Raw genomic sequence first — 18,858 nt, 5'->3', positions numbered from 1 at the left:
CACCGCACGCCCCCGGACACCGGTCGGGAGCACCCTCCGGCGTCCTGTAGAGTTGAGGACGTCAGCGAGCGCCGCTAGCTCAGTTGGTTAGAGCAGCTGACTCTTAATCAGCGGGTCCGGGGTTCGAGTCCCTGGCGGCGCACCGACACCGAGAGGCCCTCCGTCCACACGGAGGGCCTCTCGCTCTGTCCGGCCACCCCGCCCCGGGCACCCCCCACCCCGCCCGACGGCCGCCACCCCGACACCTCTCGCACGTTTGTACCCACATACGCCCTACGCACCGATAAGCGGTTAACTCCGTTTTTCGCATCTTGCGATCAAGACGAACACCGTAGAACCCTGGATGCCACGATGCCGCCGGTGCGCGGCAGTTGGGGGATGCCGGGGGCTGTTGGGGGGTTCGAAAGGCCGTTTGAGCCGATGGTCCGATGTGTGAGCAGAAGGGGCTGCCACGCGTCGACGGCTGCCGAGGGGGGCAGCCATGCAACCGGCACGACACCGATGACACGCGCGCTGACTCGCGTGTGGGGGGATGACTCATGACGTCGACGCCGACGGGCGCCCGGCAGCAGCCCGGTCCGTCCGCCACGGCCCGGCTGCGGGTGCCGCCGCACCGGTCCGGGGACACCGGAAGTCTCCGCAGACTGAGGCAGAGCCTGCCGAGATACGACTACGAGCACTACAGCCGGCTGGCCGGCCCGCTCACCCAGCCGGACCCGGACCGGCCCTACCGGGTGCGCTACCGCTCCCTGCTCGCGCAGGAACCGCACCGGGTGCGGGTCACGCTGATGCTGTGCGCGGCACCGCTGCTGTCCCTGGTGCTGCTGGGCTGGCTGCTGCAGCCGGACCACTGGACCGAGCGCCGGTACCCGCAGTACGGGTTTCTGCCCGCGCTCGACATCGTGATGCTGGTCTCGATCGGACTGATCGAGTTCTTCCGCTGCGTGAACGTGCTGTCCAACGCGCACGCCACGCTCGTCGCCCGCGACCCCGTGCCGGTGGTGCCCGAGGCCGGCACCCGGGTGGCCTTCCTCACCACGTACGTCCCCGGCAAGGAACCGCTGGAGATGGTGACGAAGACCCTGCAGGCGGCCGTACGGCTGCGGCACCGGGGTGTGATGCACGTCTGGCTGCTGGACGAGGGCGACGACGAGGAGGTCAAGAAGGTCTGCGCACGCCTGGGCGTGCACCACTTCAGCCGCAAGGGCGTCGCCCGCTGGAACCAGCCCAGCGGCCCGCACCGCGCCAAGACCAAGCACGGCAACTACAACGCCTGGCTGGAGGCGCACGGCGACGAGTACGACTTCTTCGCCTCCGTCGACACCGACCACGTACCGCTCCCCAACTACCTGGAGCGGATGCTCGGTTACTTCCGCGACCCGGACGTCGGCTTCGTCATCGGCCCGCAGGTCTACGGCAACTACGACGCCTTCGTCACCAAGGCCGCCGAGTCGCAGCAGTTCCTCTTCCACGCCCTGATCCAGCGCGCCGGGAACCGCTACGGCGCCCCGATGTTCGTCGGCACCTCCAACGCCGTACGGATCAGCGCCATCAAGCAGATCGGCGGCCTGTACGACTCGATCACCGAGGACATGGCCACCGGCTTCGAGATGCACCGCGCCAAGAACCCCGCCACGGGCCGCCGGTGGAAGTCGGTCTACACCCCGGACGTGCTCGCCGTCGGCGAGGGCCCGAACGCCTGGACGGACTTCTTCACCCAGCAGCTGCGCTGGTCGCGGGGCACCTACGAGACGATCCTCAAGCAGTACTGGAAGGGGATCTTCACGCTGCCGCCGGGCCGTCTCTTCAACTACACGATGATGATCACCTTCTATCCGATGTCCGCCCTGAACTGGGTCCTGGCCGCGCTGAGCTGCGCGCTGTTCCTGGGCCTGGGCGCCTCGGGCGTGAACATCGACCCCACGGTGTGGCTGATGCTGTACGGCAACGCCTCCGCGCTGCAGATCGGCCTGTACGTGTGGAACCGCCGGCACAACGTCTCCCCGCACGAGCCGGAGGGGTCGGGCGGGGTGGCCGGCATGGTGATGTCGGCCCTGTCCGCGCCCATCTACGCCCGCTCGCTGATGGACGCCGTGCTGCGCCGCAAGAGCACGTTCGTGGTGACGCCGAAGGGCGAATCGGCCAGCCCGGACACGCTCTTCGGCACCTTCCGCGTCCACTGGTTCTTCATCCTCGTCTTCGGCGGCTCCGCCATCGCCGGATTCGTGTTCGGACACTCCCATCCCGCGATGATCACGTGGGCGTCCCTGGCGCTGCTGATCACCGCCGCGCCGATCGTCACCTGGGCCTGGACGCTGCGGCAGGAACGGCGTGCTCCGGCGGCCGAGCCCGCCGCCGTCCCGGCATCCGACGGGCCTGCCGCTGCTCCCGCATCCCCCGCCCCCGCACCCGCGGCAGCCTCCGCCGGCATCGCAGAGCCGCGGGAGGCGGAACCGCCGGCGCTCGCGGAGCCCGCGCGGGTGCGCCGGCCCAGCTGGGCCGGTCCCGGCGAGGGACGCCGCAGCGCGGAAGGAACCGGTGAGCACACCATGCAGATCGCGCTCGGCGGTCTGGGTCCGGCGGGAGGTGGTCACAAGTGAGGGACAAGGCAGGTCTGCGTCGTGCCCGCCGGGTGGGGATCGGCGCCGTGGTGGTGCTCGCCCTGGCCGGGATGAACGGCCCGTGGCTGTACCGGTTCGCCACCGAGCGCTATCACCAGTACAGGATCAACGAGCCCGGGTACAAGGCCGCCAACGGCCACTGGGAGATCGTCGAGTTCCCCGAGGAGTACCGGCAGAACACCATCCACGCCGTGCTGCTGCACACCGGCAAGGTGCTGCTGGTGGCCGGTTCGGGCAACAACCAGAAGAACTTCGACGCCAAGAAGTTCGACTCGCGCATCTGGGACCCGGTCAAGGGCACGATCAAGAAGGTGCCCACGCCCAACGACCTGTTCTGCACCGGTCACACCCAGCTGTCCGACGGCAAGATCCTCATCGCGGGCGGCACCAAGCGGTACGAGAAGCTGAAGGGCGACGTCACCAAGGCCGGCGGCCTGATGATCGTCCACAACGAGAACCCGGACAAGCCGATCACCCTGCCCGCCGGGACCCGGTTCACGGGGAAGGCCAACGGCAAGACGTTCGTCTCCAAGGACCCGGTGCTGGTGCCGCGGGCGAAGAAGAACTTCGACAAGAAGACGGGCAAGTTCCTCGGCAACACCCCGGGCCTGGGCCGGATCTACGTCGAGGCGGAGCGCAGCGGCCCGAAGTACGCGACGGGCACCGAGGACAACTACCGGGTCGAGGGGCTGACCGGCGTCGACGCCCGCAACACCTACGGCATCGCGCAGAAACTCGCCCTGGACAAGAAGGACTTCCAGGGCATCCGGGACGCCTACGAGTTCGATCCGGTGGCCGAGAAGTACATCAAGGTCGATCCGATGCACGAGGCGCGCTGGTACCCGACGCTCACCACGCTGAGCGACGGGCGGATCCTGAGCGTCTCGGGCCTGGACGACATCGGCCAGCTGGTCCCGGGGAAGAACGAGATCTTCGATCCGAAGACCAAGAAGTGGACCTACACGGAGAAGACCCGGCAGTTCCCCACCTACCCGGCGCTGTTCCTGCTGCAGAACGGCAAGATCTTCTACTCCGGGTCGAACGCCGGCTACGGCCCGGCCGACGTGGGCCGCGACCCGGGCATCTGGGACGTGGAGACCAACGCCTTCACCAAGATCCCCGGCCTGAGCGACGCCACCATGATGGAGACCTCGGCCACGGTGATGCTGCCGCCGGCGCAGGACGAGCGGTTCCTGGTCATCGGCGGGGGCGGCGTCGGCGAGTCCAAGCTGTCCAGCAAGAAGACCCGGCTGGTGGATCTGAAGGAGAAGAACCCGCGCTTCACCGACGGCCCGTCGCTGGAGAAGGGCACCCGTTATCCGCAGGCCTCGATCCTGCCGGACGACACGGTGCTGGTCTCCGGCGGCTCGGAGGACTACCGGGGCCGCAGCGACTCCAACATCCTGCAGGCCCGGCTGTACGACCCGGCCACCAACACCTTCCGTCGGGTCGCCGACCCGCTGGTGGGCCGCAACTACCACGCGGGGTCGATCCTGCTGCCGGACGGCCGGGTGATGTTCTTCGGGTCCGACTCGCTCTTCGGTGACAAGGCCAACACCAAGCCCGGCACCTTCGAGCAGCGCATCGAGATCTACACCCCGCCGTATCTGTACCGGGACTCCCGGCCGTCGCTGTCGGGCGGCCCGCAGACCATCGCCCGCGGCACGTCGGGCACCTTCACCTCGCAGCACGCCGCCACCATCGAGAAGGTGCGGCTGATCCGGCCGAGCTCCACCACCCACGTCACCGACGTGGACCAGCGGTCCATCGCCCTGGACTTCCGCACCTCCGGCGACAAGATCACGGTGACGATGCCGAAGAACCGGAACCTGGTGCAGTCCGGCTGGTACATGCTGTTCGTCGTCGACGACCAGGGCACGCCCAGCAAGGCGCAGTGGGTGAAGGTGCCGTAACGGCCGCGTAGGAGACGACGTGCGAGGGCGCCCTCCGCAGCGCGCGGAGGGCGCCCGCCTGTCGTGCCGTCAGGCGGTCACTTGCCGGCCCGGGCCAGCTCCATCGCGTACTGCGGCCACCAGTCCCCCGCCTTCGGGCCGCCCTTGCAGGTGCCGTCGGACTCGCCGGGCCGCTTGACCCACAGGTAGGCGTCGACCAGCGGGTCGGCGGTCCGCGTGGTGGGGGCCTCGCCCAGCGCCCGGCCGGGCGGGTTGCACCAGCGTTCGTCCGGGTCGCCGCCGGTGTAGGGGCCGTTGCCGTTGCGGCTGGTGTCGATGACGAAGTGCTTGCCGCCCAGCCGCTCCGACAGCTGTTTGCCGTAGGCCAGGGAGTCCTCGGTGGAGTAGAAGTTGGCGACGTTCACCGCGAAGCCGTCGGCCCGGTCGGCGCCGGCCCGCAGCAGCGGCTCGTAGATCTCGTCCGGATGCCCCCAGCCGGCGTTGCCCGCGTCGAGGTAGACGGTGGTGTTCTTCAGCGCCGTGAGCGTGTCCACCGCGCCCCGCAGCAGGTCGTAGCGCTCCTCCTCGAACTCCTCCGGGGTGCAGCCGTCCACCAGGTGCAGTACCGCGTCCGGCTCCAGGATCACCATGGCCGGGCGGTCGCCGATACCGCGGGCCACGGCGTCGACCCAGGCGCGGTAGGCGTCGCCGTCGGACGCGCCGCCCTGCGAGTACTGGCCGCAGTCGCGGTGCGGGATGTTGTAGAGCACGAGCAGCGCGATCCGGCCCGCCTTGTCGGCGGCCTCGGTGAAGCCGCGTGCCTCCTGCTCGGGATGCTCCGGGCCGATCCACTCCGCGGTCGGCTGCTCGGCGATCTTGCGGATCTGCTCGGCGTCGGCCGTCCGGCCCTCCTTGAGATAGGCGGCGACCTGACGGGCCGCCTGGCTGTCCGGATTGACCCAGAACGGGTCGGTCCCCTCGGGTTGTTGGGTGATCGCGGCGGCACGGCTCTTGTCGTCGTCGGGTCCCCGGCCCTCCCCCGCGGAACACCCGGCGGCCAGCAGTGCCGCTCCCAGTGCGGTCGCACAGGCTCGTGCCCCTGCGGCGAGGAAGCGTGCGCGGGTCCCCCTGCTGACGTCCATACGACTCCCCCTGTCCCCCGGTGTGCTCGGCGTGATCCGGTCGGCCCACCTGGCCGGGTTCCATGCTGCCAGGCGGGACGGACTTACGCGCCGGTTCCGGTGAGGTACGCCGATACGAGGACGTTCGTGGCGCAACCACCGTGCACCGGGTCGAAGGTGCCGGCGCATGCGATCAGTCGCAGTTCGGCCCGGCCCGGCCGCGCCCCCTCGGCGAGCCGCCCGGCCAGGCGTGCGGCGGGCACGGTGGTGACGGCGTCGACGGTGAAGTCGGCGGTGCGGCCGCCGTCCTGGACCACCCGGACCGTCTGGCCGGGCCGCACCGAGGGCAGCGCGTGCAGCGCGGCAGGCCGGCCGCCGGTGTCGGAACGTCCCATCAGCAGCGCGGCTCCCTGTGCGCCGGGGCGCACCCCGGTGGCGTCCCAGCCCACGGTGGTGGCGGCCCGGCCGTCGGGCGGCGGGGCGAGCCGACTCGGTGCGTCGGAGGCGAGCGCGGTGACGGGGGCGCTCATGCCGAGGCCGGGGACCTCCACGCGCCGGGGCGCCGGGGCGTCCGGCTGCGGCGGAGCAGCTGGGGGCAGCCGGTCCTGCGCGGGCCGGCCGACCGCGGCCATGTCCCCGGTGGCGGGACCGACGAGCGCGTGCCCCACGCCGTCGGCCAGGTCGCCGCCCCAGGTCCACACCCCGAGCAGCAGCACCGTCCAAGCCAGCCCGGCCAGGAGCCGGCCGCCGGCGCGGTGCGGGTGCGCGGTGCCGCGGTGTGCGGTGCCGGGCGCCGAGCGGTGAGCTGTGTCAGTCGTGGCGCGGTGCACGGTGTCGGTCGTGGCCCCGTGTGCGGTGTCGGTCATCGTCCCGCCCCCTCCTCAGTCCTCGGTGCGGTCCCGGTCGCGCCCGGTGGCGCCGCCGCGCCGGTGCGGCAGGAGGAGGACGGCCGCCGTGGCGGCACCGGCCAGGAGCAGCCCGGTCACCGCCTCGACGACACCCGGCCCGTCCGCGGCCGGCCGGGCGGACGGGGAAGCGGACGCGGCGGTGCGCGGTCCGGCGGGGGCGGGCAGGCCGGCGGCACCGACGGACGGGAGCGCCACGGTGTCCCGTCCGGCCCGGCCGGCCGCGCGGACACCGTCGGCCGGGCCGAGCGCGACGGCCACGGCGCCGGCCAGCAGCAGACCGGCACAGAGAGTCAGGCGCGCTGAACCCATGGTGAGACCTCCGGGTCCCAGCACACCCGCCGGGACGCGGGAGCGCATCCGCGGCCGGGCGGCCGCTGAGCCGTCCGGGTGACGGCGGCGCGACGGGACGGATCGCGCGTGGACGCAGGGCGCAACGGAGCGGCGCCCCACGCGACGGCCTGATCGCCCGACCCGATCACGAGGGGGCGGACCGGGCCGGATCGGACGGGCCGAGCAGGAACCGATCGGGCAGAAAAGGATCGGGCGGGAACGGGTCGGGCAGGAACGGGTCGGCGGGCCCGGACCGGGTCAGATCAGGTCGACCAGGTCGGCGATCGAGTCGACGACCTGGGAGGGCCGGAACGGGAAGCTGTCGATGTCCTTCGGCTGCGTCACCCCGGTGAGCACCAGGAAGGTGCGCATCCCCGCCTCCAGACCGGCCAGCACATCGGTGTCCATGCGGTCGCCGATCATGGCGGAGGTCTCCGAGTGGGCGCCGATCGCGTTCAGCCCGGCCCTCATCATCAGCGGGTTGGGCTTGCCGACGAAATAGGGCTTGCGGCCGGTGGCCGCGGTGATCAGCGCGGCGACGGAGCCGGTGGCGGGCAGGTCGCCCTCGGTGGACGGGCCGACGTTGTCGGGGTTGGTGGCGATGAACCGGGCACCGGCATTGACCAGCCGCACCGCCTTGGTCAGGGCCTCGAAGGAGTAGGTGCGCGTCTCGCCGAGGACCACGAAGTCCGGGTCGTGGTCGGTGAGGACGTAGCCGACGTCGTGCAGCGCGGTGGTCAGCCCTGCCTCGCCGATGACGTAGGCGCTGCCGCCGGGCCGTTGGTCGGCGAGGAACTGGGCGGTGGCCAGCGCGGAGGTCCAGATGTTCTCCTCCGGTACGTCCAGGCCCATCCGGCGCAGCCGGGCATGCAGGTCGCGCCGGGTGTAGATGGAGTTGTTGGTCAGCACCAGGAACGGCCGGCCGGAGTCCCGCAGCTTCTTCAGGAAGGCGTCGGCACCGGGGATCGGCACCCCCTCGTGGATCAGGACACCGTCCATGTCGGTGAGCCACGAGTCGATGGGCTTGCGGTCTGCCATGCGTGGGTCTCCTGGCATGCGTGCGGTCGTCGGCCGAGGACGCCGGAACCACGGCGTACCGGCAGGCTCAGCCTAGTGGCGCACCCGCGGCGGGACCCGCTCGCGGTGCGGTTCGTCGCTGTGCGGATCACCGTGCGGTTCACCGCGGTGCGGTTCGTCGTGGTGTGGGCGGTGCGGTTCGTCGTGGTGTGGTTCGTCGTGGTGTGGGCGGTGCGGTTCGTCGTGGTGTGGTTCGTCGCGGTGCGGATCGTCGGGGTACGGCTCAGCCGTCGCCGCGCCCGAACACCGGCCCCAGCAGCAGCTGTGCCGCGCCCTCGGCCACCGCGCGCCCTCCGCCCGGCGCCGTCCGCACCGGCACCGCCTCCTGGCGCAGCCCCTCACGCCGGGCCCTCGCGGCGAGCACCGCGCTCACGCCGGCGACGAACTCCTCGGGGGCCGCCGCGACCGTACGGCCGCCCAGCAGCACGAGGTCGATGTCCAGCAGCGCGACGAGGTTGGCGGCCCCCGTGCCCAGCACGCGCGCCGCCTCCGCCGTCCGGCCGTGGGCCACGGCCGCCAGGCACAGCGCCTCCAGGCAGCCGCGGTCCCCACACCCGCACGGCGGCCCGTCGAGCTGGATCACCTGGTGCCCGAACTCGCCCGCACCGGTGCGCGCCCCCCGGTGCACGCTCCCGCCGATCACCAGCCCGGCGCCCAGACCGGTGCCCAGGTGCAGATAGACGAAGGAGTCGCCCGCGCCGGCGACCGCCAGACCGAGCGCGGCGGCATTGGTGTCCTTGTCGACGGCGACGGGCACCCCGAGCCGCCGCACGAGGGCGTCCCGCAGCGCGAAGCCGTCCCACTCGGGGAAGCCGGTGACCCGGTGCAGCACGCCCCGTGTGTGGTCGAGCGGTCCGGGCAGTGCCACACCCACCCCCACGAGGGAGTCCACCCGCGCGAGCGGAGCCGGCCCGTCCGCGTCCCCGTGCGCTGCCGCGGCCGGGAACACCTCGGCCGCCAGCGCCTCGGCCTCCGCGGCCACCCGCTCCACGACCGCCTCCGCCCCGGCCGCGAAGTCCAGCGGCGCGCGCCGTTCCGCGGCCACGGTCCCGTTCAGGTCGACCAGCACGGCCCGCAGCTCGTCCCGGTCGGCGTGCACCCCCACGGCGTGCCCGGCCTCCGGTACCAGCCGCAGCACGGTCGGCGGCTTGCCCCCGGTGGAAGCCCGGCGTCCCGCCTCGGCCGCCAGGCCCCGCTCCCGCAGCCGCGCGGTGATCTTGCTCACCGCCTGCGGGGTCAGGCCGGTGCCCTCGGCGAGTTCCTGCCGGCTGATGCCCTCGGTACCGGCCCGCCGCAGCAGGTCCAGCACCAACGCGGTGTTGTGGCTGCGCAGGGCGAGCAGGTTCGCCCCGGCGCTCCGGCCGCCCGCCGTGCCCGCCACCCGCACACCGCCCGGCGTTCCCTCCGCCCGCATGCCGCCCGGCGTGCCGACCGCACCGCGCACGACGGCCCCGGCCGCGTCCGGCCCGTCCGCGGGGCCGGCCGCCTCCCGCGTGTCCGCAGGGCCGACCACACCCCGCCCGCTGTCCGCGGGGCCGGCCGTATCTGCCACGCCCACCGTCTGCTTCCCGCTGCTCACGCCCCCATTGTCCCCCGCGCTTGCACTTCTGCAACAGCGTTGCGAAAGTGGGAGGCATGACTGGCCCTCTCACTGGCACTCCCCTCCGCGTCGGCCTGATCGGCTACGGCCTCGCCGGCTCGGTCTTCCACGCTCCCCTGATCGCCGCGACCGAGGGGATGACCCTCGACACGGTCGTCACCTCGAACGAGGAACGGCAGTTGCAGGCCCGCGCCGAGTTCCCGGACGTCCGCCTGGCCTCCGCCCCCGAGGAGCTGTTCGCCCGCGCCGACGAACTGGACCTGATCGTCGTCGCCTCCCCGAACAAGACCCACGTCCCCCTCGCCACGGCCGCACTGAAGGCCGGCCTGCCGGTGGTCGTGGACAAGCCCGTCGCGGGCACGGCCGCCGAGGCGCGCGACCTGGCCGCCCTCGCCGAGGAGCGCGGGCTGCTGCTGTCGGTCTTCCAGAACCGTCGCTGGGACAACGACTTCCTCACCCTGCGCAAGCTGCTCGCGGACGGCGAGCTGGGCGAGGTGTGGCGGTTCGAGTCCCGCTTCGAGCGGTGGCGGCCGCGGCCGAAGGGCGGCTGGCGGGAGTCCGGTGACCCCGCCGAGCTGGGCGGTCTGCTCTACGACCTCGGCAGTCACGTCGTCGACCAGGCCCTCGTCCTGTTCGGCCCGGTCACCCATGTGTACGCCGAGGCGCTGATCCGCCGGGAGGGCGCCGAGACCGACGACGACACCTTCATCGCGCTCACGCACGCGAGCGGCGTCCGCTCCCACCTGTACGTCTCCGCCACCGCCGCCCAGCTCGGCCCGCGCTTCCGGGTGCTGGGCTCGCAGGCCGGCTACGTCAAGTACGGCCTGGATCCGCAGGAGGCCGCGCTGCGGGAGGGCCGGCGCCCGGGCCCGGACGGCTGGGGCGAGGAGGAGCAGGCACTGTGGGGCCGGCTCGGTGCCGGTGAGTCCCCGGTGACCGGCGGCGGCACCCCCGTGCCCACCCTGCCGGGCGACTACCCCGCCTACTACGCGGCCGTGGCCGCCGCCCTGCGGGAGGGCGCCCCGAACCCGGTGACCGCGCTGGAGGCGGCCGCCGCCCTGGACGTGCTGGAGGCGGCCCGCCGCTCGGCCCGCGACGGTGTGGTGGTGGCGCTGTGACCCCTCCCGCCCCGCACCAGCAACAGGACGCTCCCGGCATCGAGGAGCTGCAGGAGCAGGAGAGCCGCCTGGTCTTCGACCGGTTCACCCACGACGACGCCTGGGCGCTGGGCTGTCTGCTGGTGGAGCTGGCCCGGGAACGGCAGGCACCGGTCGCCATCGACATCCACCGGGCAGGCCAGCAGCTCTTCCATGCCGCGCTGCCCGGCTCCACCCCGGACAACGACGCCTGGATCGCCCGCAAACGCCGGGTGGTGGAACGCTACGGCTGCGCCTCCTACCTGGTGGGCGCCCGGTTCCGCGCCAAGGGCACGACCTTCGAGGAGTCGTCCCGGCTGGACCCGGACCGCTACGCGGCGCACGGCGGCTCCTTCCCCCTCACCGTGCGGGACGTCGGCGTGATCGGCGCGGTCACGGTGTCGGGCCTGCCGCAGGTGGAGGACCACCGCCTGGTGGTGGAGGCCCTGGAGAGGTTCCTGAACCGTTGACCCGTTCGGCCCGTCCGTGTCGGATGGCCGTCGGTGCCGGAACCGTCCGTGTCGCATCCCGTCCGTGTCGGATCCCGTCCGTACGAGCCCTGCCGTCCGGACCACGGCACCGTCCCGGCCGTCCCCGTCCGGACGGCAGGTCCCGGCGGACCCGGCACGGTCGAGGACGGCAGCCCGGTCGGCCCCGGCACTGCCCGGACACGATCCGGACGAAAGACCCCCGGACCCGCCGGGGAATTACCGGCGCCGGGCCCCCGGTTGGGGTTGGCTGTACCCGCAAGTGATCACGTCACCACCCCACCCGGAGGGATCGGAACGATGAGCGACACGCCAGCTTCGGTGAAGGAACAGGTCGGGCGGTACGGCATCTGGAACGTCGGTCTGCGCTCGGAGGACCCGGCCCGGCGCGGTGCCATCGCCGAGGCGGCCGCCGAACTGGAGGAACTCGGGTTCGGCGCGGTCTGGCTCGGCGGCAACAGCGCCACCCGTCACGCCACCCCGCTGCTCCAGGCGACGAAGCGGCTGGTGGTGGGCACCAGCATCCAGAGCATCTGGGACTACACCGCCGAGGACAGCGCGGCCGGCTACGCCGAGGTGGAGGCGGCCCATCCGGGACGGTTCGTGCTGGGCCTGGGCGTGAGCCACGCCAAGCTCGCCGAGCAGTACCGCCGCCCGTACTCGGCGATGGTCGCCTACCTGGACGCCCTCGACGCGGCCGGGGTGCCCGTCGAGCGCCGGGTGCTGGCCGCGCTGGGCCCGAAGATGCTCCAGCTGTCCCGCGACCGGGCGGCCGGCACGATCCCCTACCTGGTCACCCCGGAGCACACGGCGCGGGCCCGGGAGATCCTGGGCTCCGGCCCGCTGCTGGCGCCGGAGTTCAAGGTGGTCCTGGAGGAGGACGCCGAGCGGGCCCGTACCGTCGCCCGGGGCTACCTCGCGATGTACCTGCAGCTGCCGAACTACACCAGCAACTTCCTGCGTCTGGGCTTCACCGAGGACGACGTCCGAGGCGGCGGCAGCGACCGGCTGATCGACGCCGTGTTCGCCTGGGGCTCGGAGTCCCGCATCCGCGAGCGCATCGAGGAGTTCCGTGCGGCCGGCGCGGACCATGTGGTGGTGCAGGTGGTGACCGACGCCGAGGACCAGGACGCGCTGCCGGTGCAGGAGTGGCGCCGCCTGGCCGCGCTGCTGGCCTGACCCGGCACGGGGCGGCACACGCGCCAGGACGACGCCGGCGGCCGGCTCCGGCTAGGCGTTCTCGACCCGCTGCCGCTGCCGCCCCAGCCCGCCGACCTCCAGCTCGACCACGTCACCGGCGCGCAGATACGGCTTGGGCTCGGGCCGCCCCATGGCCACCCCCGCCGGGGTGCCGGTGTTGATGACGTCACCGGGATACAGGGTCATGAACCGGCTGACGTAGCGGACGACCTCGGCCACGGGGAAGATCTGCTCGGCGGTGGTGCCGTTCTGCTTCAGCTCCCCGTTGACCCACAGCCTCAGCGGCAGGTTCTGCGGATCGGGCACCTCGTCGGCCGTCACCAGCCAGGGCCCCAGCGGGTTGAACGTCTCGCAGTTCTTGCCCTTGTCCCAGGTGCCGCCGCGCTCCATCTGGAACTCCCGCTCGGAGACGTCGTTCGACACGGTGTACCCGGCGACGTGCGCGAGCGCCTCCTCGGCGGACTCCAGATAGCGGGCCGTACGCCCGATGACGACCGCCAGCTCCACCTCCCAGTCGGTCTTGGTGGAGCCGCGCGGCACGAGCACGGTGTCGTTCGGCCCGACCACGGTGTCCGGCGCCTTGAAGAAGATCACCGGCTCGGCGGGCGGCTCGGCCCCGGTCTCCCGGGCGTGGTCGTGGTAGTTCAGCCCGATGCACACGATCTTGCCGATCCGGGCGAGCGGCGGCCCGATCCGCAGCCCGTCCGCGTCCAGCGCGGGCAGCTCCCCGGACCCGGCGGCGGCCCGGATCCGGCCGAGGGCCGCTTCGTCGGCGAGCAGACCGCCGTCGATCTCCGGGACGATGCCGGACAGGTCGCGCAGGATGCCCTCGTCGTCCAGCAGCGCCGGCCGCTCGGCACCCGCCTCACCGACGCGCAGCAGCTTCATGATCCTCATCTCCCTCGATCGACCGGTCGATCGTCCACACCCGGCGCCCGAGCCGCAACCCCCGTTCGCCTGCCGGACCACATGCCCGGCCGGTACCGTCCCGGCCCACACGGCCATCCCGGCCCACCGGCACCCCGGCCGCCCACGTCGGCGTCCGACGCCCCTGCTCACCGCTGGAGCAGCACCCGCTCCACCGCGGTCCACGTCGTGCTGGTCACCACGTACAGCGCGGCGGCCAACGGCACCACGGCCACGGTGACCAGCGTGGTGAAGGACAGCAGCGGCACCACCCTGCCGACGGCGCCGAGCCCGGGAACCTGCTCGCCCGAGCCCGCCGCCGCGGCCAGGGACTCGGCCGTGCTCCGCCTGGTGTGGACGAAGGTGAATGTGGCGACGACCGCCACGATCACGAAGAGCCCGAGGTAGACCAGCCCGGGCGCACCGAACAGCCCGCCGTCCGCCAGCGCGTCGGCCCAGCGCCCACCCAGCGGCGCCGCCCCCAGCCGGTGCCCGAGCAGCTCGTTGGTCTCACCGCCGATCGTGGTGCTGGAGAACAGGTGGTACAGCAGGAAGAACGCCGGCAGCTGCAGCAGGCCGGGCAGACAGCCCGACAGCGGGGAGACCTTCTCCTCGGCGTGCAGGGCGAGCACCTCCTGCTGCAGCCGGTTCGGATCGGTGCGGTACTTCTTGCGCAGCTCGGCGATCCGCGGCTGCAGAGCGGCCCGCGCCTTCTGCCCGCGGGCGGCGGCCCGGGCGAGCGGATGGACGAGCAGGCGGACCAGGGCGGTGAACAGGACGATCGCTGCGGCGGCCGCGGAGGCGTGGAAGACCGGCTGGAGCAGGGCGGCGAGGTGCGCGACCAGGTGGGCGATGAACGAGAAGAACGCGGACATGAAGAGCCCTCCGAGGGGTCTCGTCGTGCGGCACGGCGCGCACACGCCCCCGCAGGGCCCCGAGGGGGCCATCGGCCGGCAGGCCGGGGGCATGCGTCACCGAGGTGAGGACACAAGCGGCATGACGAGCCGACCCGCGTGGGTCACGCGACACAAAGCGGTGAAGGTGAAAGGGAAGGGTGCGTGCCCCTACGCGGCGACGGCCGTCGGAAGGACACGTCCGGGTGCCCGGGGCCGGCGCCGGCCCGGGGCGTCGGGATCGCGCTGCGGCAGGAAGGCCGTACGCCGGGCCCGGTCCCGGATGGCGGTGCGCACCCGGGTGGGCGGCACGGCGGGGGCGTGGCACGCGGCGAACAGCGCACAGGTGACGAGCGCGGCCTCGGCGGCCGCGGTCGCGGCGAGCGCGACACTCGCGGCGAGGCTGCCCGAGCCGAGCAGCGCGAGCTGCACCAGCAGGAACAGGCTCAGCAGCACGGGGGCGAGCCGCGCGACGACCCGGTCACGGATCACACCGGCTCCCCCCTCTCTCCGTCTCGTGCTCGATGTCGCTCTCGCTTCACGTCTTGCGACGGTTATACCTGATCGGCGGCATCCACCGGGAGGGGCTGCCCCTGCCCACACACAGCACCGGCCGGAGAAGCCGACCACGGAGACCTCCCCTCCCCCGATGGTGCAGCTCCATGACGTTCGTCACCGACCCGCAGTACGGTGTCCCCCATGCGCCCCGACACCCCCGCCGCCGACGTCGACCACGCCGCGGAAGCGGCCCGCCTGCAACGAACCGCCGCGCTCTACCCCGAGGACGCCGAGGCCCTGCTGCTCCGGGCCGCGGCCCACCTGGAGGTCTCCGGCGACCGCACCGCCGCCACCACCCTCTACGACCGCCTGCTTGCCTCCCCCGACGACCTGGACAACCCCCACCTGGTGCGCGCCCTGAAGGCCGCCAACCTGTGGGAGTACGGCCACGCCGCCGAGGCGCGGGCCATCATCGACGGCATCCGCACCACCGCCCCGCGCGACCCCGCCCCCTGGGTGATCGTCGCCGAGGCCCTGGAGGCCCACGACGAGCTGGACGCCGCGCACTCGACCTTCACCGAGGCGGCGGAGCTGCTGATCGCGGACACCGAGCACCCCCCGCAGGCCACCCACCCGCTGCTCTTCGGCCGCCATCGGGTCCGCCGCAAGCTCGGCGCCCACCACGACACCTGGGACACCCTCGCCGACTCCGTCAACACCCTGCCGGTGTCCCTGGACGAACTCCACGACCCCACCCGCGTGTGGTCCCTCGGCTCGGAGAACCCCGCCGAGCTGCGCGCCGAGATCACCCGCCTGCGCGCCGAGCTGGGCGCCTACCGTCAGGCCCTGTCCCGCCCGTTCCCGGTCGCGGTCCTCCACTGGTCGGCCACCGAACTCGACGAACTGCTGGCCTCGTACCCGTCCCTGGCCTCGGAGTACCCCTCCCACGCCGCCCACCTGGACGCCATAGAGGCCGCCCTGCGCGAACTGTCCGCCTCCGGCACCTCCAACCTGGGCATCGTCAGCGGCACGGTCCCCTCCTACGAGGCCTTCGCCGCCGCGGAGGGCACCTCCCCGACCGACGCGACCCTGCTGCCCCAGTACGCCACCACCCTGGCCGCCCGCGGCCGCGCGGTGCCCTGGCCCCCGGAACAGGGAGCGGAATGCTGGTGCGGGACGGGGAAGACGTATGGGGAGTGTCATGGCACACCTCCCGAACCGGTCTCGTAGATCTGCCAGACCGAGGCCTGGGAGAGACCGAGGCCTGGGAGTAGGACGAACAGGAGACTGCTGAAATCCGCCTCAGCGGTCTCCCACGCCAGCGCGGCGCCGCCCGGTGAGGGCGGGCCGCTTACCGTGTCTGCTTGGGGTGCGTGACCGGTGTATTGGGCGCTGGGTTGGCGAGCGTGTCCGGGTCGGTGGTCCCCTCTGTGCCTCCGCCTACCGGTATCAGCCAGGTGACCGGCTGGGGCCGGTCACCACCGGGGGCGATGGCCCTCAGGATCCCGCGGCGTCCGGTCGTGGTGTCCTCCACAGTGCGGCCCAGCCGCGGGTGGCCGCGATGGAGCAGGCGGCGAGCGGTGCTCACTTGATCTCACCAGTTCCTGCTGCCAGCGGTGCCCACGAGTAGCACACCCTTACGCCCCGGTCTCTTAGCCAGCGAATCTCGCGGTACCGCAATTCGTGCCACGGGTCGGGCGCAATCACCGCAGGCCACCGGACGATCACGACACCGACCGAACCAGCCGTGGCCATGTCTCGTACCCGCAGCCACCCCTCGCGCTGACAGGGGTCTGCCGTGCCGTGTAGGTCCGTGATCACCGCTGTGATCTTCAGTCCGTGTTTCAACGCGAAGGCGCGGCCTTCTTGCTCAGCGCGCTGCACGGCCAGGCTGGGCATCCGATGGCCGCGTTCCGCACACACGTACAGCACGGCCGGGGTAGGAGCCAGGTTGGCAGGAGCGGTGTCCTGGTCCTGTGTCGTGCTCGCTGTGGTCATCACTGCCTCAACAGGTGAATGAGCTGAAGCCCCTGTCGCGCCCCGTTCGAGCCAGGGGCGCGACAAGGCCGTTACACGTCACCTAACCTCACATCACCAGGCGCACGGTATGACGAAGAGGCCCGGGCTATCGCACCTCATACTGACGAATTGACCTGCCCTTTACTTTTTGAGATCGCAGCCATTGCCTACCGTGGGTTCATGGCGACAACCAGAAACGCCGCTTTGGCCGCGTTTTTGACTGAGCACCAGATGACAGCCAGTGAACTAGCCGACGCGGTCAACCACGCCATCAGCGACTTAACCGGACGCCAGGGCGCCACGTCGGAGCGCACCGTGTTCCGGTGGCTGTCTGGAGAGAGCCGGTGGCCCCAGGAACGCCAGCGCCGAGCCCTGGAGGCTGTGACAGGCCGCTCCATCACGGCCCTCGGGTTCGTGCCTCGAGGGAAACGCACGTCCGTCTCAGCTTCCCCAGCAGAGGAGTCCAAGGTGCTTCGTCGCGAGTTTTGCGGCGCGGCCACTCATGCCGCTGCCGCAGTCGCCGTGCCCTTCCTCGCCGCACCATCCCGCGTGGGAACGGCAGACATCATCCGGCTGCGGGAGCATGGTGAACGGCTCGTCGCCCTCGACGCGGACCGCGGCGGGCATGGCACCCTCGCTCAGGCAGCCCTGGCCGGCGCTGCTGAGGCGCTCACCCTTCAGCGGCAGTCCACTACTCAGCGCGTACGGCAGCGCTTGCTTGCCCTCGCGTCAGACTTCACTGCCACCGCCGCATGGTCTTCGATCGACGCTGGACAGCTTGACGTTGCCAGCAGACACCTCGATCGTGCCCTGACCCTCGCGGGCCTCGCCCAGGACTCCGACATGACCATGCAGGTATGGAATCTTCGGGCCATGCTCGCCCGGCAGCGCAAGGAGTACGGCGAGGCGGTGGCAGCCTCTCAGGCCATGCTGACGACAGCTGGTGCCCGCCGCAGTCCGCTACACGCCTCCCTGGCGTACGCCCGGACCGCCGTTGGCTTCGCCTACCGCGGGGACCGGCACGAGGCCTTGCGCTGCCTCGGCCGCGCCGAAACCCTGTTGGAAAAGGCTGACCTTGCACAGCCGCGGGCGCCATGGATCGCCTTCTACGGCCCGGCCGAGCTGCACTGCCTGAGCGCCATCGTGCGTGATCAGACCGGTGATCCTGCCGAGGCAGAGGCCGCGTACCACCAAGCGCTCACCGCGCTGCCCACGACATACCGCCGCAACCGCGCCTACACCACCGCGTGCCTCGCGCTCTCCCAGCTCCACCAAGGGGACGTGGAACAGGCATGCGCCACTAGTGGTGACGTCTTCGCCATCATGGCCGGGCACCCGCTCCCCGGCCGGATGCGCCGGCTCCTCGGCGACTTCCAGCGTGACCTGATCACACGCGCACCCACCGCGCGCATCGCGCACGAGTGGACCGACCGCTATCGAACTGAATGGAGTCCCCATGAGCACGGTTGCCGTTGAGCTGCGCCACTTCGGCCACGACGACCTACCGGCGATCCGACAGACACTGCTGGACGTGCATGCGGACGCCTACGCAGACGCGATGGACGACGAGTTCACTCAGCGGTTCCCCTGGTTCGTCGACCACTGGGGATCCCGCCCCGGATTCGCATGCGTCATCGGCTACGACAACGGTGAACCGGTGGGCTTCGCCTATGGCGCCCCAGCCGTCCCTGGCCGCGAATGGTGGCGCGAGCATCTGCCCGAGCCGCCGGCCGACCCGTCAACGTTCGCCGTATCCGAGCTGATGGTGCGCCCCGCGTGGCGTAAGACCGGCATCTCCGCACGGCTGCACACGGCCCTGCTGGCACACCGGTCCGAGGCGCTGGCCGTACTCCTGGTCGACCCGGACCACCCCAAGGTGCAGGCGCTTTACGAGACATGGGGATACCGCAAAGTGGGCCACCGGCAGCCGTTCCCCGACTCTCCGAACTTCGCCGTCATGCTCCGCGACCTGCACAGGTAAGGAGCGGCTGCGGGCCCATCCGAAGGCCCTCCAGCAAACGCGCAGAAGCGGCTCCCACCATCGGGCGCAGCTCCGGCCGGGTTGGTTGCCGTCGCGCAACGCGGTCACAGGTACGCCGAGCACGCCGCCCCTGCGCGTGGATGAGCTACGTCGGCGGGACCACCTGGCGGCACAACATGTACATGTTG

General features: G+C 72.0%; 17 protein-coding genes and 1 tRNA gene. 9 read left to right on the top strand and 9 right to left on the bottom strand.

From position 1 onward, the window contains the following. The first annotated feature begins 68 nt into the window (after nt 1-68). The 3 genes from OG899_RS17220 (at nt 69) to OG899_RS17210 (ending at nt 4,534) form a co-directional block, all read left to right on the top strand. Nucleotides 69-142: transfer RNA gene (locus OG899_RS17220), tRNA-Lys, on the top strand. Between the two features lie 397 nt (nt 143-539). Further along, nucleotides 540-2,600: a glycosyltransferase family 2 protein gene (locus tag OG899_RS17215; protein WP_125499039.1), complete on the top strand. Its 2,061-nt coding sequence runs from the start codon at nt 540-542 to the stop codon at nt 2,598-2,600. After that, nucleotides 2,597-4,534, top strand: coding sequence for a kelch motif-containing protein (locus OG899_RS17210; protein ID WP_168132210.1), 1,938 nt, complete (start codon nt 2,597-2,599; stop codon nt 4,532-4,534). Before OG899_RS17215 ends, OG899_RS17210 begins: the two co-directional genes overlap by 4 nt. Nucleotides 4,535-4,611: 77 nt before the next feature. Here OG899_RS17210 and OG899_RS17205 read toward each other — a convergent pair whose 3' ends face one another. The 5 genes from OG899_RS17205 to OG899_RS17185 form a co-directional block, all read right to left on the bottom strand. Further along, complete coding sequence (locus OG899_RS17205) at nt 4,612-5,655, bottom strand: glycoside hydrolase family 6 protein (protein ID WP_168132211.1); 1,044 nt, start codon at nt 5,653-5,655, stop codon at nt 4,612-4,614. A gap of 83 nt (nt 5,656-5,738) precedes the next feature. Beyond that, nucleotides 5,739-6,500: a class F sortase gene (locus OG899_RS17200; protein ID WP_125499036.1), complete on the bottom strand. Its 762-nt coding sequence runs from the start codon at nt 6,498-6,500 to the stop codon at nt 5,739-5,741. A gap of 15 nt (nt 6,501-6,515) precedes the next feature. After that, nucleotides 6,516-6,851, bottom strand: a complete 336-nt coding sequence (locus tag OG899_RS17195) for a hypothetical protein (RefSeq protein ID WP_189427978.1) — start codon at nt 6,849-6,851, stop codon at nt 6,516-6,518. Nucleotides 6,852-7,130: 279 nt separating this feature from the next. After that, on the bottom strand, nt 7,131-7,910 hold the full coding sequence (locus OG899_RS17190; RefSeq protein ID WP_125499034.1) for an HAD-IIA family hydrolase: 780 nt from the start codon (nt 7,908-7,910) through the stop codon (nt 7,131-7,133). Between the two features lie 262 nt (nt 7,911-8,172). Continuing rightward, entirely contained in the window at nt 8,173-9,363 is a 1,191-nt protein-coding gene (locus OG899_RS17185) for an ROK family transcriptional regulator (protein WP_125499051.1), read from the bottom strand. Between the two features lie 221 nt (nt 9,364-9,584). Here OG899_RS17185 and OG899_RS17180 point away from each other — a divergent pair, with 221 nt between their 5' ends. The 3 genes from OG899_RS17180 to OG899_RS17170 all read left to right on the top strand — a co-directional run bounded on the left by OG899_RS17180 (nt 9,585) and on the right by OG899_RS17170 (nt 12,352). Further along, on the top strand, nt 9,585-10,667 hold the full coding sequence (locus tag OG899_RS17180) for a Gfo/Idh/MocA family oxidoreductase (RefSeq protein WP_125499033.1): 1,083 nt from the start codon (nt 9,585-9,587) through the stop codon (nt 10,665-10,667). Beyond that, the gene (locus tag OG899_RS17175) at nt 10,664-11,155 is read left to right on the top strand and encodes a heme-degrading domain-containing protein (protein WP_168132213.1); all 492 of its coding nucleotides are present in this window, start codon (nt 10,664-10,666) and stop codon (nt 11,153-11,155) included. The genes OG899_RS17180 and OG899_RS17175 overlap by 4 nt, the downstream gene beginning before the upstream one ends. A 318-nt stretch (nt 11,156-11,473) precedes the next feature. After that, complete coding sequence (locus tag OG899_RS17170) at nt 11,474-12,352, top strand: LLM class F420-dependent oxidoreductase (RefSeq protein WP_125499031.1); 879 nt, start codon at nt 11,474-11,476, stop codon at nt 12,350-12,352. Nucleotides 12,353-12,403: 51 nt separating this feature from the next. Here OG899_RS17170 and OG899_RS17165 read toward each other — a convergent pair whose 3' ends face one another. The 3 genes from OG899_RS17165 to OG899_RS17155 all read right to left on the bottom strand — a co-directional run bounded on the left by OG899_RS17165 (nt 12,404) and on the right by OG899_RS17155 (nt 14,664). After that, nucleotides 12,404-13,261, bottom strand: coding sequence for a fumarylacetoacetate hydrolase family protein (locus OG899_RS17165; protein WP_125499030.1), 858 nt, complete (start codon nt 13,259-13,261; stop codon nt 12,404-12,406). A gap of 167 nt (nt 13,262-13,428) precedes the next feature. After that, nucleotides 13,429-14,154, bottom strand: a complete 726-nt coding sequence (locus tag OG899_RS17160; protein ID WP_125499029.1) for a YidC/Oxa1 family membrane protein insertase — start codon at nt 14,152-14,154, stop codon at nt 13,429-13,431. A 189-nt stretch (nt 14,155-14,343) separates the two neighbouring features. Then, nucleotides 14,344-14,664 (bottom strand): DUF6412 domain-containing protein, encoded by a 321-nt coding sequence (locus OG899_RS17155; protein ID WP_125499028.1) that lies wholly within the window; start codon nt 14,662-14,664, stop codon nt 14,344-14,346. Nucleotides 14,665-14,871: 207 nt separating this feature from the next. Here OG899_RS17155 and OG899_RS17150 point away from each other — a divergent pair, with 207 nt between their 5' ends. After that, a complete protein-coding gene (locus OG899_RS17150) occupies nt 14,872-15,900 on the top strand; it encodes an SEC-C domain-containing protein (protein ID WP_406311080.1) in 1,029 nt (342 codons plus the stop codon). A gap of 354 nt (nt 15,901-16,254) precedes the next feature. Here OG899_RS17150 and OG899_RS17145 read toward each other — a convergent pair whose 3' ends face one another. Then, nucleotides 16,255-16,668: a recombinase family protein gene (locus OG899_RS17145; protein WP_168132216.1), complete on the bottom strand. Its 414-nt coding sequence runs from the start codon at nt 16,666-16,668 to the stop codon at nt 16,255-16,257. Nucleotides 16,669-16,869: 201 nt separating this feature from the next. On the opposite strand from OG899_RS17145, the gene OG899_RS17140 reads away from it, so the two are divergent. Together OG899_RS17140 and OG899_RS17135 are read left to right on the top strand one after the other, a co-directional pair. Next, nucleotides 16,870-18,165, top strand: coding sequence for an XRE family transcriptional regulator (locus OG899_RS17140; RefSeq protein ID WP_206345843.1), 1,296 nt, complete (start codon nt 16,870-16,872; stop codon nt 18,163-18,165). Continuing rightward, nucleotides 18,146-18,670, top strand: a complete 525-nt coding sequence (locus OG899_RS17135) for a GNAT family N-acetyltransferase (RefSeq protein ID WP_406311079.1) — start codon at nt 18,146-18,148, stop codon at nt 18,668-18,670. Before OG899_RS17140 ends, OG899_RS17135 begins: the two co-directional genes overlap by 20 nt. Nucleotides 18,671-18,858: the final 188 nt, after the last annotated feature.

The organism is Streptomyces thermoviolaceus, assembly GCF_045209695.1.
GTDB lineage: Bacteria > Actinomycetota > Actinomycetes > Streptomycetales > Streptomycetaceae > Streptomyces > Streptomyces thermoviolaceus.
Note: the sequence above shows the minus strand (reverse complement) of the source record. Positions and strands in the feature narration are given on the sequence as shown.